The 14,071-nt window shown below is 69.9% G+C and carries 15 protein-coding genes; 5 read left to right on the top strand and 10 right to left on the bottom strand.

Annotation, left to right across the window (positions count from 1 at the left end; all coding sequences use genetic code 11):
• Window positions 1-149: 149 nt before the first annotated feature.
• The 5 genes from lnt to AC5W7N_RS12620 all read right to left on the bottom strand — a co-directional run bounded on the left by lnt (window position 150) and on the right by AC5W7N_RS12620 (window position 5,890).
• A complete protein-coding gene (gene lnt / locus AC5W7N_RS12640) occupies window positions 150-1,772 on the bottom strand; it encodes an apolipoprotein N-acyltransferase (protein ID WP_495923783.1) in 1,623 nt (540 codons plus the stop codon).
• Entirely contained in the window at window positions 1,762-3,366 is a 1,605-nt protein-coding gene (locus AC5W7N_RS12635) for an amidohydrolase (protein ID WP_495923781.1), read from the bottom strand. Before AC5W7N_RS12635 ends, lnt begins: the two co-directional genes overlap by 11 nt.
• Window positions 3,367-3,455: 89 nt before the next feature.
• On the bottom strand, window positions 3,456-3,938 hold the full coding sequence (locus AC5W7N_RS12630) for an FxsA family protein (RefSeq protein WP_163810677.1): 483 nt from the start codon (window positions 3,936-3,938) through the stop codon (window positions 3,456-3,458).
• 80 nt (window positions 3,939-4,018) lie between these two features.
• A complete protein-coding gene (locus AC5W7N_RS12625; RefSeq protein ID WP_163810676.1) occupies window positions 4,019-4,678 on the bottom strand; it encodes a response regulator in 660 nt (219 codons plus the stop codon).
• A gap of 45 nt (window positions 4,679-4,723) precedes the next feature.
• Entirely contained in the window at window positions 4,724-5,890 is a 1,167-nt protein-coding gene (locus tag AC5W7N_RS12620; RefSeq protein ID WP_490724102.1) for a sensor histidine kinase, read from the bottom strand.
• A gap of 101 nt (window positions 5,891-5,991) precedes the next feature.
• On the opposite strand from AC5W7N_RS12620, the gene AC5W7N_RS12615 reads away from it, so the two are divergent.
• Window positions 5,992-6,759: a TSUP family transporter gene (locus tag AC5W7N_RS12615; protein ID WP_194990269.1), complete on the top strand. Its 768-nt coding sequence runs from the start codon at window positions 5,992-5,994 to the stop codon at window positions 6,757-6,759.
• A gap of 3 nt (window positions 6,760-6,762) precedes the next feature.
• Here AC5W7N_RS12615 and AC5W7N_RS12610 read toward each other — a convergent pair whose 3' ends face one another.
• Complete coding sequence (locus tag AC5W7N_RS12610; protein WP_231855939.1) at window positions 6,763-7,392, bottom strand: TetR/AcrR family transcriptional regulator; 630 nt, start codon at window positions 7,390-7,392, stop codon at window positions 6,763-6,765.
• 132 nt (window positions 7,393-7,524) lie between these two features.
• Between AC5W7N_RS12610 and AC5W7N_RS12605 the strand changes: the two genes are divergently transcribed.
• On the top strand, window positions 7,525-9,072 hold the full coding sequence (locus tag AC5W7N_RS12605) for a TldD/PmbA family protein (protein WP_495924099.1): 1,548 nt from the start codon (window positions 7,525-7,527) through the stop codon (window positions 9,070-9,072).
• 17 nt (window positions 9,073-9,089) lie between these two features.
• Complete coding sequence (locus tag AC5W7N_RS12600; protein ID WP_416381972.1) at window positions 9,090-10,472, top strand: metallopeptidase TldD-related protein; 1,383 nt, start codon at window positions 9,090-9,092, stop codon at window positions 10,470-10,472.
• A 20-nt stretch (window positions 10,473-10,492) separates the two neighbouring features.
• On the opposite strand, the gene AC5W7N_RS12595 is transcribed toward AC5W7N_RS12600, so the two are convergent.
• Both AC5W7N_RS12595 and AC5W7N_RS12590 read right to left on the bottom strand, forming a co-directional pair.
• Window positions 10,493-10,876: a PPOX class F420-dependent oxidoreductase gene (locus AC5W7N_RS12595; protein ID WP_194990270.1), complete on the bottom strand. Its 384-nt coding sequence runs from the start codon at window positions 10,874-10,876 to the stop codon at window positions 10,493-10,495.
• A 29-nt stretch (window positions 10,877-10,905) separates the two neighbouring features.
• Window positions 10,906-11,460 (bottom strand): PadR family transcriptional regulator, encoded by a 555-nt coding sequence (locus AC5W7N_RS12590; RefSeq protein ID WP_194990271.1) that lies wholly within the window; start codon window positions 11,458-11,460, stop codon window positions 10,906-10,908.
• A gap of 248 nt (window positions 11,461-11,708) precedes the next feature.
• Between AC5W7N_RS12590 and AC5W7N_RS12585 the strand changes: the two genes are divergently transcribed.
• Window positions 11,709-12,425, top strand: a complete 717-nt coding sequence (locus AC5W7N_RS12585; RefSeq protein WP_195007070.1) for a DUF8817 family protein — start codon at window positions 11,709-11,711, stop codon at window positions 12,423-12,425.
• Between the two features lie 8 nt (window positions 12,426-12,433).
• On the opposite strand, the gene map is transcribed toward AC5W7N_RS12585, so the two are convergent.
• The gene (map, locus tag AC5W7N_RS12580) at window positions 12,434-13,201 is read right to left on the bottom strand and encodes a type I methionyl aminopeptidase (protein ID WP_495923778.1); all 768 of its coding nucleotides are present in this window, start codon (window positions 13,199-13,201) and stop codon (window positions 12,434-12,436) included.
• A gap of 76 nt (window positions 13,202-13,277) precedes the next feature.
• Here map and AC5W7N_RS12575 point away from each other — a divergent pair, with 76 nt between their 5' ends.
• Window positions 13,278-13,541: a helix-turn-helix transcriptional regulator gene (locus AC5W7N_RS12575; protein ID WP_194990274.1), complete on the top strand. Its 264-nt coding sequence runs from the start codon at window positions 13,278-13,280 to the stop codon at window positions 13,539-13,541.
• A gap of 2 nt (window positions 13,542-13,543) precedes the next feature.
• On the opposite strand, the gene AC5W7N_RS12570 is transcribed toward AC5W7N_RS12575, so the two are convergent.
• Window positions 13,544-13,927 carry a PPOX class F420-dependent oxidoreductase gene (locus AC5W7N_RS12570; protein WP_163810658.1) on the bottom strand — a complete coding sequence of 128 codons (384 nt, stop codon included), beginning with the start codon at window positions 13,925-13,927 and terminating at the stop codon, window positions 13,544-13,546.
• Between the last annotated feature and the right edge of the window lie 144 nt (window positions 13,928-14,071).

The raw sequence follows: 14,071 nt of genomic DNA, 5'->3' as shown, positions 1-14,071 counted from the left end.
TTCCGACAGGAATGCCGGAAAATGGCACGCTGACGTGCCGGTCCCGCTGGGCGACGGCTATCGTCGGGCGAACCGGGAATTCGCCCGCGCCGCAAGACCGCGCGTTCGATCGAACCGGACAGATAACGGGCGTCCGGTTAGCGCAGCGCCTATCGCGCGGACGGATGCGCCGGAAATTCGGGCGAAGACGCTCGCTCGGTCGGCTCATTCGGGCGCCGGGTTCGCCAGCGGATTGCCGCGACGACCAACGCGGCGGCAGTGAGAACGATGGCCGCCCACTCCGGTGCCGCGCCGAGCCGGGTGGCCGGGGTCGTCGAACTCCGCAGCGGGAGGTCGGCGGTCAACGCGGCGGGGACGAACAGTTCGGTGTGCTGACGCACCGCCCCGTCGGCGGTGATCATGGCGCTGACGCCGGTGGTCGCCGCGACGACGAGGGCGCGCCCGTGTTCCACCGCGCGCACCCGCGACATGGCCAGCTGCTGATAGGTCATCTCACTGTCGCCGAAGGTCGCGTTGTTGGTCGGCACCGTCAGCAACTGCGCGCCCGCGGCCATGGCATCACGGAAGGCACGATCGAAGGCCACTTCGTAACAGGTCGCCACGCCAAGGTCGACGCCGGCGATGCCGACCGTGCCGTCGCCGTGTCCCGGCACGAAATATCCGGCGCGGTCGGCGTATTCGGAGAACAGCCGGAAGAACCCGCGCATCGGCAGGTACTCGCCGAAGGGCTGGATGATGCGCTTGTCGTGCCGATCGGCGGGGCCGGACTGCTCGGTCCAGACCATCATCGAGTTGGTGGTGGTGCGGTCGTCGTTCACCAGCACCGCACCGATCAGGATGGGAGCGCCTACACGGCGCGCGGCCCGGGTGATGATGGTGGCGGCGTCGGCGTTGCGCAGCGGGTCGATATCGGAGGAGTTCTCCGGCCAGATCACCAGATCCGGCTGCGGCGCACGGCCCGCGGCGACGTCATCGGCCAACTGTTCGGTGCGGCGTGCGTGGTTGTCGAGGACGGCGCGGCGCTGGGCGTTGAAGTCCAGGCCGAGCCTGGGCACGCTGCCCTGGATGGCGGCGACGGTGACGGTCGATTCACCGGCATCGGGGGCGGGCAGCGTGGGGCGCAACGCGAGCCCGGCCACCGGCATGACCGCGATGACGACAACCGCGGCGAGGGCCGCGCGCCGACGGCCTCCGGCGGACCGCACCGCCACGACCAGAGCCGCGATGCCGGTGCCGGTCAGCGCGACCGCGAAACCGATCAGCGGTGCCCCGCCGTAGGCGGCCAGTGGCAGAAACCAGCCGTCGGCCTGGCCGAAAGCCAGCCGCCCCCACGGGAATCCGCCGAACGGAAAACTGGAACGCCCCCATTCCGCTGTCGTCCAGGCGAGCGCGATCCACACCGGCCACCCCGGCAGCGTGCCGAGCAGCCGGGCCATCAGGCCGAACAGTCCGATGTAGACCGCGCACGCCGCCGACAGCGCCAGCCACGGCACCGGGCCGACATAGATGCCCGTCCACGGCAGCAGCGGCAGGAAGAACCCGAGCCCGGCGAGCAGCCCGTAGCCGGAGCCAGCGCGTAGCTTGCCGGCGCCGCGTACGGTCAGCGTCAGCAGCGCGATACCGGCAGGCGCCAGGAACCACCACGGTCGCGGGGGAAAACTGCCGAACAGCAGCACGCCGGAGACGACGGCCGCGACCGCCCGAACGAGCACCGGGTGCCGATCGAACAGCGCAGCCGGGCGCGACCGGAAACCGGCGGACTCAGCCGCCATAGATGGTCACTCCCCGGTGCACCGTGCGCAGGCAGCGCGGCAGGGCGTCGTCCGGGGTGAGCGAGGGCAGACCGGGAACGCGCGACCGCGGGTCGGTCGACCAGCGTTGCACGGAATCGGCGGCCGCGGCCACGACGAGGTCACCGGCCTCCCACACCGCGTACGAGGCCGGCGCTCCGGGTACGAGTGTGCCCGCGACGCCGTCGCGGACCCCGCCCGCGCGCCACGCGCCCCTGGTGGCCGCGGCGAAGGCCGCACGCGGCGACACCCCGTGACCTGGCGTGCGATGCTCGGTGGCCGCGCGCACGGCGGCCCACGGGTCGAGGGCGGTGACCGGGGCGTCCGAGCCGATGGCCAGCGAGATACCCGCCGAGGCCATGGCCGCGAACGGATTCAGCCCGGCGGCGCGTTCGGCGCCGAGCCGTGCGGCATACATGCCGTCGGGGCCGCCCCACGCGGCGTCGAACGCCGGCTGCACGCTCGCGATGACGCCCCATGCCGCCAGTTTCGTGATCTGGTCGGCGTCGATCATCTCCGCGTGCTCGATCCGGTGCCCGCGCGCGGCCACCGCCGGGCCGCCCAGTGCGTCGACCACGGCGCCGAAACCGGCGACCACGGCGTCCATCGCGGCGTCGCCGATGACATGGAATCCGGCCTGGATCCCGGCCTCGGTGCAGGCCCGCACATGCGCGGCGATCGCCTCGGCGTCCAGGTAGCCGAACCCGGTGCCGTCGCCGTCGGCGTACGGTTCGCGCAGCCAGGCGGTGCGCGAGCCGAGCGAACCGTCGACGAACAGGTCACCGGCCAGCGCGTGCACCCCGAGGTCCGCGATCAGCGCACGCGCATCGTCCGCGCTGGTCACCGCTTGCCCCCAGTTGACGCGGACCTCGACGCCGTGATCGAAGGCGAGCAGTTCGCGGACGTCGGCCTCCCCGGAGATCTCCGGGCCCGCGCATTCGTGTACGGCGACGATGCCGTGCGCGGCGGCGTGGTCGAGGGCCGCGCGCCGGGCGGCGTCGCGCTGGTCGCGGTCGAGCGCGGCCAGCGTCGCGGCGCGCACCAGGTGGTGGGCCTGCGCGCGCAGTGGTTCGGCGCGGCTGAAACCGGTGGCCGCGCTGAGCCCCGGTACGGCATCCAGAACGGCGGTGGAGACCACCGCGGAGTGCGCGTCGACGCGCGAGAGATAGACGTGCCTGCCCGCGTCGGCGCCGAGTGCGGCATCGATATCGGCGGCGGTGGGGGGCCGGTGTTCGGGCCAGCGGGTCTCGTCCCAGCCGTCCCCGATGATCACCGCACCCGGATGGGCCGCGGCGAAGCCGGCGAGCAGTTGCATACAGTGGGCCAGCGAACGCGCGCCGGACAGGTCGAGTCCGGTCAGTTGCAGACCGAGCGCGGTGGTGTGCAGGTGCGGTTCCACGAAGGCCGGTGCGACGAAAGCGCCGTCCAGATCGACGATCTCGGCGTCGGGGTGCAGTGCGCGGCCCACCCGGTCGGCGCCAAGCCACACCACCGTGCCGTCGGTGACCGCCATCGCGGTCGCGTCCGGGGAACTGGAACTGTAGATACGACCGCCGACCAGCAACTGGGTACTCACGGTCGACCAGTCTGCCAGTGCCGCATCCGCGCCCGGGCACCGGCGGGTGCGGTGCCGATCACCTCGCCGCGCCGATCTCGGCGCCGGTCTCAGGCGCCGCCGATGGCGCGCCTGGTGCCGGGGCGCGGGTCGTCGTACCACTCCGTGACGACGACACCGTCGACCACCTCGTCACCGTCGATGACCACACCGCGATACGGCATACGCGCGGCCACCCGCTGCATCCGGCGCGTGGTCACCGCCGCCACCAGCGGACGCAGCAGCGCCCTGGTCGGCGGCAGGAGCAGCAGCAGCCCGAGCACCGAGGTGACCAGGCCGGGCACGAACATCAAGACGCTGCCCGAGGCCACCAGCGCACCGTCGGCGACGGCGGTACCCGGCGTGATCTCCCCGCGTCCGGCGCGGCGGAACTGCTCGAACACCCGCCTGCCCTGCGAGCCGATGAGCAGCATTCCCGCGGCCGAGCAGGCGATGAGCACGACGATGGCGGGCATGACGCCGATCAGCTGGACGACACCGACGAAGGCGGCGATCTCGACGACGAGGTAGGCGAGGAAAACAACTGCGGGCATGACGTTCCTTCCGGACGATCTACCCTCTCAACGTCCGGTGCCCCGGATTTTCTCCCGGCGCGCACGCACGGTTGCCGGGCTCACCCGCCGGGGCGGACCAGCCCGGTTTCATAGGCAAGCACGACCGCTTGCACCCGGTCGCGCAGACCCAGTTTGGTCAGCACTCGGCCGACGTGGGTTTTCACCGTCGCTTCCGACAGGAACAACTGGGTGGCGATCTCGGCGTTGGAGCGGCCTGCGGCGATCTGTTCGAGCACCTCGCGTTCGCGGGCGGTGAGCACGTCGAGCACGCCGGGATCGCGGGTGCGGCCGGGATTCTCGCTGATCATGCGGTCGAGCAGGCGTTTGGTGACCTTCGGTGAGACCACCGCGTCGCCGGCGGCGACGCTGCGGATCGCCGAGATCAGATCCTCCGGCGGGGTGTCCTTGAGCAGGAAGCCGCTGGCGCCGGCGCGCAGTGCGCCGAGGGCGTGTTCATCGAGATCGAAGGTGGTCATCACCAGCACCCGGCTACCGTGCCCGGCTTCCACGATCTGCGTCGTGGCGGTGACGCCGTCGACCACCGGCATCCGCACATCCATCAGCACCACATCGGGTCGCAGTTCGCTCGCCTGGGTCACCGCGAGCGCGCCGTTGGCGGCCTCACCGATCACTTCGATGTCGGGGTGCGCGCCGAGCACCATTTTCAGGCCCATGCGCATGAGTTCCTGGTCATCGACGACGAGAACGGTGATCGGCACGCACCACAGCGTAGTGGGCTCGGCAGGCGCCTATCGGCGCCCGGGTCAGTCGGGCTGGACCAACGGGATGGTGGCCCGCACCCGCCACGAGCCGTCGGGGGTACGGCCCGCTTCCATCGTTCCGCCGAGCACCGCGACCCGTTCACGCATTCCGGCAAGCCCGAGCCCGCTGCCGGTGATGCGGTTCTCCGGTTCCTGCACCGGCACGCCGCCGGAGTCGGTGACCTCGATGAGGATGTCGTCGTCGCGGCGCTGCACCCGCACCCAGGCCTTGGGGTGGGCGCCGGCGTGGCGCAGGGTATTGGTCAGCGATTCCTGCACGATGCGGTGCACCCCGAGGCTGATCTCCGGGGCGATGTCGTCGAGCTCGCCGGTCATTTCCAGTTCCACCGCCAAGCCGGTGCCGCGCATCATCTCCACCACCTTCGCCAGACCCGCGGTCCCGTGCTGGGGCAGTTGGTCGGGTGCGTGCTCGGTGCGCAGCAGGGCGACGGTGCGGCGCAGTTCGCGCAGCGCTTCGCGGCCGGTCGCGGCGATGGTGGTGACAGCCTGCTCGGCGGCGTCGGGGTCGTGGCGCAGTGCGTATTTCGCACCGTCGGCCTGGACGATGATGACGCTCACCGCGTGCGCCACCACATCGTGCAATTCGCGGGCGATGCGAGTGCGCTCGGCCGACACCGCGTCGTGGGCGCGGCGTTCCCGGTCGTAATCGGCCACCGCCAGCCGGGCGGCGACCTCGGTGTCGTAGGCGTGGCGGGCGCCGATGAATTCGGCCAGGGTCCAGCACAGGGCGTACAGCACGATGACGAAGGCCAGATCGGTCCCGGCCGGGAACCCCGTCGCCAGCATCGACAGTCCGGTATCGAGGACCAGGCCCGCCAGGAAGAACAGCCCGTCGCGGCGGCCCACATAGGCCACCAGCGTGTAGAGCATGATGCCGAGCCCGAGCAGCGCGACGTGCTCGGACTCTTCCTCGGTGAGGTAGCTGACGGCGGTCGTGGTGATCGACAGCCCGAGCACGGCGGCCGCCATGAGCCGCGGATAGACCCGGCGCAGGATCATCGGCAGCGGCAACACCAGCGACAGCGCCACGAAAGCCACCTTGTTGTGCGCGGTGGAGACGCCGAGGACGTCGAGCACCAGCAGCACACCGGCCAGCATCGAGTCGGCGACGATGGGCTTGCCGCGAAGCCACAGACTGAACCTGCGCATGCCGTTCAGGGTATGGGTGGCCCGGGGACCGGTCCGTGACGGCGCGCACGCGGGCCCGACCCGGCGCCCGGTTCATGGGATGTTTCTGGTTGTCTTGGGCCGTGGAGATCACCGACTGGGCGGTTCTGTTGACCGCGGCGACAGCCGCGGGCTGGGTGGATGCCGTGGTCGGCGGCGGCGGTCTGATCGTGTTGCCGACCCTGCTGCTGGTCGCGCCGGGCATCGCGCCGCAAACAGCACTCGGCACCAACAAGCTTTCCGCGGTGGCCGGTACGACCGCGGCGGTGGTGACCTTCTCCCGCAGGGTGCCGATCCGCTGGCGGGTACTGCTGCCGGCGGCGCTGATCTCGGCGGTGGCCGCGGCGATCGGCGCTGCGGCGGTCTCGCTGATCGATCGGGAGCTGTTCATTCCGATCGTGCTCGTGGTTCTGGTGGGGGTGGCCATCTTCGTCACCGCGCGTCCGTCGGTGGGGGTCACCCTCGCCACGCATCCACCGACCCGGCGCAAGTTCATCCTCGTGGTGGCGTTGGCGGCCGGGCTGATCGGCTTCTACGACGGACTACTCGGGCCCGGCACCGGCACCTTCCTCATCATCACCTTCGCCACCCTGCTCGGCACCGAATTCGTCCGTGCCGCGGCGATGGCCAAGGTGATCAACTGCGGATCGAATGTGGGCGCGCTGATCTTCTTCGGCGCGACCGGGCACATCCTGTGGGCACTCGGCGCGGCGATGGCGGTGGGCAATATCGCGGGCGCGGTGGTCGGCTCGCGGATGGCATTGAGTCGAGGCGCGGAGTTCGTCCGCGTGGTGTTGCTGGTGGTCGTGATCGCGATGGTGCTGCGGCTGGGCTGGCAGCAGTTCGGCTGACGGTCAGACCCGCGCGAGCCAGGGCCGCAACACCTCGGAGGTGGTCTCGTGGATCTTGCGCTGCAACCGTTCACCGTCCTCGATGCCGATCTGCGGGCCCTGGAACAGCACCGTCAGCGCACCCGACACCGCGCCGACCACGGCACCGACCAGCGCCGCCGCGCCGACCTCGTCGAATTCCGCCGGGAACGCCGCGTGCAACTGCCTGGCGATCTCGCGCTGGGCGACCAGCTGGGCGTGCGCCGCGCGGCCGCTCACCGCCGGCACGGTGCGTGACACCTGGGCCCGCAGCGCGGCGATCCGGGCGTAGAGATCGTCGATGAGATGTTCGCCGGGATTGTCGCCGGCCGCGCGTAAGGCTCGTAGCAGCACCTCGACCGGCCGCTCCCCCGGCCGCCGCGAGGCGATCGCGACCACCGCCGCCCGCACCCGGTCATCGGGTTCGGGGAACAGCAACTCTTCCTTACTGGCGAAATAGTTGAAGAAGGTGCGAGTGCCCACCTCGGCGACAGCGGCGATATCGGCCACGGTCGTCTCTTCGTAGCCTCTGGTCTCGAACAGTTCGACGGCGGCCTCGAGCAGGGCGCGGCGGGTACGTTCGCGTTTGCGATCACGGAGGGCGGAAGGCGGCACGCGGGCACAGTACGACATCTGACCGCGCGGGCGTGGTAGGCGCGAGCGCCGCGTCCCCGTTCGATACCACTGCGCGCGGCAACTATTCGGCAGCGGCTGTCGGTGGCACCGACTACGGTGTGCTGGGTGAGCATCCCGACTTCCGACGCGGGCACCGGCGGCCCACACCACGGCGTCGACGCCGAATTCACCTCGCTGCCATTGGCCGCGCTGGCCGACGCCGCGCTCTCGGCCGCCACCGCTGCCGGAGCGTCACATGCGGATCTGCGGGTGCATCGGCTGGTCACCCAATCCATCCGGTTGCGCGACGGGCGCGTGGAATCGGTCGCCGATTCCGCCGGACTCGGGCTGGCGGTGCGGGTGATCGTCGACGGCACCTGGGGTTTCGCCTCGCACGCGGCACTCACGCCCGATTCGGCGGCCGAGGTCGCGCGCCGCGCCGTCACCGTCGCCACCACCTTGCGCGCACTCAACCGCGAACGGGTGGAGCTGGCCGCCGAGCCACGCTACGACGGCGTGGAATGGGTCTCGGCCTACGATCTCGACCCGTTCACCGTGCCGACCACCGACAAAGTGGCGCTGTTGCAGGAGTATTCGCAGCGGCTGTCCGCCGCCGACGGCGTCGACCACGTGACGGCCTCGGTCCTGCAGGTCAAAGAGCAGACCTTCTACGCCGACACCGCGGGCTCCTCGATCACCCAGCAGCGGGTGCGGCTGCATCCACAGCTCGAGGCCATCACCGTCGATGCGGCGGCCGGGGTGTTCGAAACGATGCGCACACTCGCCGCACCGGCCGGCCGCGGCTGGGAGTACGTCACCGGCGCCGACGGAATCTGGGACTGGGCAGGCGAACTCGCCCGGATCCCGGAGTGGCTGGCCGAGAAGGTGAAGGCGCCCAGCGTCGTCGCCGGGCCCACCGACCTGGTCATCGATCCGACCAATCTGTGGCTCACCATCCACGAATCCATCGGCCACGCCACCGAATACGATCGCGCCATCGGCTACGAATCCGCCTACGCCGGTACCTCGTTCGCCACGCCCGATCTGCTCGGCATGCTGCGGTACGGCAGCCCGATCATGCACGTCACCGGCGACCGCACCGAACCGCACGGCCTGGCCACCGTCGGCTACGACGACGAAGGCGTCGCGGGCCAGCGCTGGGATCTGGTGCGCGACGGTCTCCTGGTCGGCTATCAGCTCGATCGAGTGTTCGCGCCGCGCCTGGGTCTCGAACGTTCCAACGGCTGCTCCTACGCGGATTCGCCACACCACGTGCCGATCCAGCGCATGGCCAATGTGTCACTGCAACCGGACCCGCACCGCGACACCAGCACCGAGGAGCTGATCTCCCGGGTCGACGACGGCATCTACATCGTGGGCGACAAATCCTGGTCGATCGATATGCAGCGCTACAACTTCCAGTTCACCGGGCAGCGGTTCTTCCGCATCCGCGACGGCAAGCTGGACGGGCAGCTGCGTGACGTCGCCTACCAGGCCACCACCACCGACTTCTGGGGCGCGATGGAAGCCGTCGGCGGGCCGTCCACCTGGCAGCTCGGCGGCGCGTTCAACTGCGGGAAGGCGCAGCCCGGTCAGGTGGCGGCGGTCAGTCACGGCTGCCCGTCGATCCTGGTGCGCGGCATCAATGTTCTCAACACGCGGACGGAGGCAGGGCAGTGAACGGGACCGGCGCGGCGATTGTGCCCGGTGGGGCGGTGGTCGAACAGGCGCTGGCGCTGTCGAAGGCCGATGAGGCGATGGTCATCGTCACCGACGCGCACGAGGCGTCGCTGCGGTGGGCGGGTAATTCGATGACCACCAACGGGTCGTCGATCTCGCGGCAGTGGGCGGTGGTCTCGGTGTTCCGGGAAGGCCCGAACCTCGCGCGCGTCGGCAGCGTCACCGCCACGAGCGTGGACGGCGCCGATGTCGAGGCCGTGGTCCGCGCCAGCGAGCAGGCCGCGCGCACGGCCGAACCGGCGCGCGACGCGATGCCGCTGCTGGAGCCGGACGGAGCGCCCGATGCGCCGGATTGGGCGGGCGAGCCCGGCCGCACCGGGATCGAGGTCTTCACCGGGCTTGCCGCCGACCTGGCTCGCGGGTTCGACGGCACCGACACCCTCTACGGATTCGCCCACCACCAGATGCACACCACCTGGCTCGGTACCTCCACCGGCCTGCGGCGCCGCTACGTGCAGCCCACCGGCTCGGTGGAGATCAACGGCAAGCGCGGTACCGGCGCCGATCTGGCCAGCGCCTGGGTGGGCGTCGGCACCAGCGATTTCACCGATGTGAATACGCCGGCGCTGCTGGCGGAACTGTCCCGTCGGCTGGATTGGTCGGCGCGGCGAGTGGAGCTGCCGGCCGGGCGATATGAGACGTTGCTGCCGCCGTCGGCGGTGGCGGATCTGATGATCTACCTGGCCTGGACGATGGAAGGCCGCGGCGCGCACGAGGGCCACACCGCCTTGTCACGGCCGGGTGGCACCCGCATCGGTGAGCGGCTCACCGAGCTGCCGCTCACGTTGTATTCGGATCCGAGTGCGAGCGGTCTCGAATACCGCCCGTTCGTCGCCACGCCCGCGTCCTCGGAGGCACTGTCGGTGTTCGACAACGGATTGTCCGCACAGCGGGTGAATTGGTTGCGCGAGGGCGTCATCGAATCGCTGGTCTACCCCCGCGCCACCGCCGCCGAATTCGACGCCCCCACCACCGTTCCCGGCGAGAACCTACTGCTGACCGGAGGTTCCGACGCCACCCTCGACGACATGATCGCCCGCACCGAACGCGGCCTGCTACTCACCACGCTGTGGTACATCCGCGAGGTCGACCCGGCCACCCTGCTGCTCACCGGCCTCACCCGCGACGGCGTCTACCTGATCGAGAACGGCGAAGTCAGCGCCGCCGTCAACAACTTCCGCTTCAACGAAAGCCCCCTCGACCTGCTCCGCCGCACCACCGAAGCCGGCGCGACCACCCTCACCCTCCCCCGCGAATGGAAAGACTGGTTCACCCGAACCGCCATGCCCCCACTCCGCATCCCCGACTTCCACATGTCCTCGGTCAGCCAGGCCACCTGACGCCCCCGGGGGCCTAGGGATCAGCTCGTCGGGGTGATTTCGAGGCCGATGGTGCCGGATTTGCCGCGGCGGAGGTTGCTGCCGAGCAGGACGAGGGGGCCGAGGATGAAGTATTTCTTGCGGATCAGGCGGCGGACGTACTCGGTTTCGGCGGGGTCGAGGATGCGGGCGGTGCCGTCGACGGGGGTGCCGTGCGGGGTGCCTTTGGCGTTGCACGGTTGCAGGGTGACCGACGGGTTGCGGCGCACGCGCTTGACCTTCCAGCTGTCGGTGACAGTCCAGACGAAGATCTTTCCGTTGTCCGCGGCGGCCCACAGCGGTGTGGGCACCGGGGTGCCGTCCTTGCGGAAGGTGGTCAACAGGACGTAGTCGGCTTTTTCGACAGCTGTGCGCGCATCGCTCATACGGCAACGGTAGGCGATCGGCGCGCAGCTCACCCGTCGTCGGCCATGCGGTACTCCCCGGCCTCCAACCGGGCCAGCACCCCGGAGGTCCAGCCGGACAGGCTCTCGAACACCCCGCTCCACAGTTCCAGCAGGTCGGTCGCGTGCGGGGCGGAATACCGGCCGGGGAAATCGGGGACCATCGCCAGCAGATCGTCGCGCATCTCCCGGCTTCGCGTGCGTTGCTCGCGGAGCTTGGCGATGACGTGCGCGCGCGGCAACGCGTCCATGAACGCGATGGCCGCGCCGAGTTCTTCCATGTCCACGCTGACCAGGGCCGCGTCCATCAGGGCTAAGAACTCCGCTTCGCCTGCGGCGGTGAGTTCGAATATCGTCCGCCCCGGCCCCTGATTGCTGCCCTCGGTGCCGAGGGCCCGCAACTTGCCTTCCTGGGTCAGCTGTTTCAACGCGTGATAGATCGACCCGGGCTTGACGTTGGTCCAGGTGTCGGCCCGCCACGACAGCAACTCCTGCCGCACCGCATAGCCATGGGTGGGTTGCTGCCTGCGCATCACTCCGAGTACCAGCAGCCGCACCGTCGACATCGGACTCCTTCCAGCGGGCGCGGCCCGGATCCCGAGCCGCTCACCGCATGGTAGTCAAACTTGATCTCCAGCTCCGACAGCAGACTCCGGAGATGACCGGCCGATCTCGACCGATCACTTTCCGCGCGAGGAGGTTCGGTGCCGACCGCATACCACTCGACCCTCGCGCACGTCCGGTAATCAAGTTTGACTTCCGAGAGCGCCTCGCCCTAGGGTTGCGTAGTCAAACTTGATTACGGAGGCTACGAATGCCCGACACCGCCGTCCCCGTGCTCCCCACCGCCGACCTGGCGCGCACGCTCGACTTCTATCGAGCCCTCGGTTACACGGTCACCTATCAACAGGCGCGCCCCTACGTGTACGGGGCGGTCGAAGCCGACGGATGCGCCGTGCATTTCAATGCCCCGGACGGCAAGGGGCCTGCGCAGGGGTGGCACGGCTGCCTGATCATGGTCGACGACGTGGCCGAGCGGCATCGCGCATTCAGCACCGCCCTGCGCGCGCAGTACGGCAAGGTTCCGGCCACCGGCGAACCGCGGATCACCCGATTTCGCTCCGGGCAATCCAGGTTCAGCGTTGTCGATCCGGACGGCAATTGGATCACCTATATCCAGCGCGACGAACCGATGGAACTCGAGTACGGCGGTTCCCCGTCACTGACCGGATTGGCCCGCGTGCTCGACAATGCGCGAATCCTGCGCGAATTCCGCAATGACGACGAGGCCGCCGCCCGAGTACTGGAAGTAGGCATCCGCCGCCACCGCATGACCGCACCCGCCGTCGACCTGGCCCGAGCCTGGGCCGCGCTGAGCGAGATCGCCGTGGCCATGGGCGATGACGAACGCGCGGCCACGTATCGGGCGGCGCTGCGCGCGGTCCCACTGACCGACGACGAACGCGCGACCATCGCGGCCGACGTGAACGCGAGCCAGACCCTGCGGGAGTGGCTCGACGAACGCGAATGAGCCGCCGATCAGGCCGCAGACGTCAGGATGCGCGGCCCGTCCTCGGTGACGGCGATGGTGTGCTCGGAATGGGCGGTCCGTGAACCGTCCGCCGAGCGGATCGTCCAGCCGTCCGGGTCGGTGACGATGCGGTCGGTGGTGCGCGCGAACCACGGCTCGATGGCGATGGTCAGCCCGGGCCGCAGCGGAAATCCGCGGCCCGGGCGACCGACATTGGATACGTGCGGATCCTCGTGCATGGTGCGCCCGAGGCCGTGCCCGCCGAATTCGGTGTTGACCGGGTAACCGTAGGCGGCGGCGACGGCCGAGATGGCGGCGGAGATGTCGCCGATCCGATTGCCCGGCTGCGCCACCTCGATCGCCGCTTCCAGTGCCTCCTCGGTCGCCCGCACCAGCCGCAGATCCTCCTCGGCGGCGGTGCCGACGACCACGGTGGTCGCCGCATCGGCGACCCATCCGTCGATGGAGACGGCCAGATCCATGGTCAGCACATCGCCGTCACGCAGGGCGTAATCGAACGGAAGTCCGTGCAGCACAGCATCGTTCACCGACAGGCAGACGGTATTGCGGAACGGCCCGCGGCCGAACGAGGGTGCGTAGTCCCAGTAGCACGACTGCGCACCACGCTGCCGGATGCGGTCGCGCACCACCGCCTCGAGTTCCAGCAGATTCACCCCGACGGACGCGCGGGCACGCAGCTCCGCCAGGGTCTCGGCGACGAATCGTCCCGTCACCGCCATGCGCTCGATCTCCTCGGGCGACTTCAACTCGACCATCACAACCTCCACATCGACATCATCGGTATTTTAATACCAGATTGCGGTATTTAAATACCAGCCGTAGGGTGGTCGCATGGTTCGTCTGCCCTTGACCCCCGCCCAGGTGGAAGCCGGTCGCCGGCTCGGCGCCCGGCTGCGAGAGGCCCGCGGGGCCCGCGAGCTCGGCGAGGTCGCGCGCGCGGCGGGCATCTCCCCGGAAACCCTGCGCAAGATCGAAACCGGCCGCCTGCCCTCCCCGGCGTTCGGCACCGTGGTGGCGTTGAGCCAGGTGCTGGGATTGGCGCTGGACGAGCTGGCCGCGATCTGGTTGTCCGGCAGCCTCGCCGCCTCGGCCTGAGTTCAGCCCGCGCGCTCGCTGATCGCGATGCCCACCGAGGCGTCGGCACCGCGCAGCAGCTTGTGCCCACGCACGGCCAGCGCGCCGAGGATGCCGTATTTGGCGGCCAGCACCTCGCGGACGCGCTGGGTTTCGCCGGCATCGAGGATCGTTGCCGTGCCGGCGCGGATGTCGCCGCCATCGGTACGGCCGCGGTTGTCGCATGGCTGCAATGTCACCCGCGGATCGCGCCGCAGCCGTTTGACTTTCCACGATCCGGTGTTCGTCCACACCAGGATGCGCTCACCGTCGGGTGCCAGCCATACCGGCGTGCCCACCGGCGTTCCATCCTTCTTGTAGGTGGTGAGCAGCGCGTATTTGCTGTGTGCGAGTTCGTTCCAGGTCATGGACCCCACGGTAGGGCGGGTCGGCGGGTGCGAGCATCCACCCGCAGGCAGATTCGTGGGTACGCCCGTGGACGTAGTGCTCCACTCGTCGCGGCCGGCTGCGCGTACGGCACATCGGGGCGCACACTCCGCACCGACCCCTCA

This window comes from Nocardia sp. CDC519, from assembly GCF_059509835.1.
This window is presented reverse-complemented; position numbering and strand designations above follow the sequence as displayed.

Bases quoted from the DNA above. Each gene is read 5' to 3' on its own strand.
- lnt (WP_495923783.1), bottom strand. From the start codon at position 1,772: ATGGCGGCTGAGTCCGCCGGTTTCCGGTCGCGCCCGGCTGCGCTGTTC.
- AC5W7N_RS12630 (WP_163810677.1), bottom strand. From the start codon at position 3,938: ATGCCCGCAGTTGTTTTCCTCGCCTACCTCGTCGTCGAGATCGCCGCC.
- AC5W7N_RS12620 (WP_490724102.1), bottom strand. From the start codon at position 5,890: ATGCGCAGGTTCAGTCTGTGGCTTCGCGGCAAGCCCATCGTCGCCGAC.
- AC5W7N_RS12595 (WP_194990270.1), bottom strand. From the start codon at position 10,876: ATGAGCGATGCGCGCACAGCTGTCGAAAAAGCCGACTACGTCCTGTTG.
- AC5W7N_RS12590 (WP_194990271.1), bottom strand. From the start codon at position 11,460: ATGTCGACGGTGCGGCTGCTGGTACTCGGAGTGATGCGCAGGCAGCAA.
- AC5W7N_RS12585 (WP_195007070.1), top strand. From the start codon at position 11,709: ATGCCCGACACCGCCGTCCCCGTGCTCCCCACCGCCGACCTGGCGCGC.
- map (WP_495923778.1), bottom strand. From the start codon at position 13,201: ATGGTCGAGTTGAAGTCGCCCGAGGAGATCGAGCGCATGGCGGTGACG.
- AC5W7N_RS12575 (WP_194990274.1), top strand. From the start codon at position 13,278: ATGGTTCGTCTGCCCTTGACCCCCGCCCAGGTGGAAGCCGGTCGCCGG.
- AC5W7N_RS12570 (WP_163810658.1), bottom strand. From the start codon at position 13,927: ATGACCTGGAACGAACTCGCACACAGCAAATACGCGCTGCTCACCACC.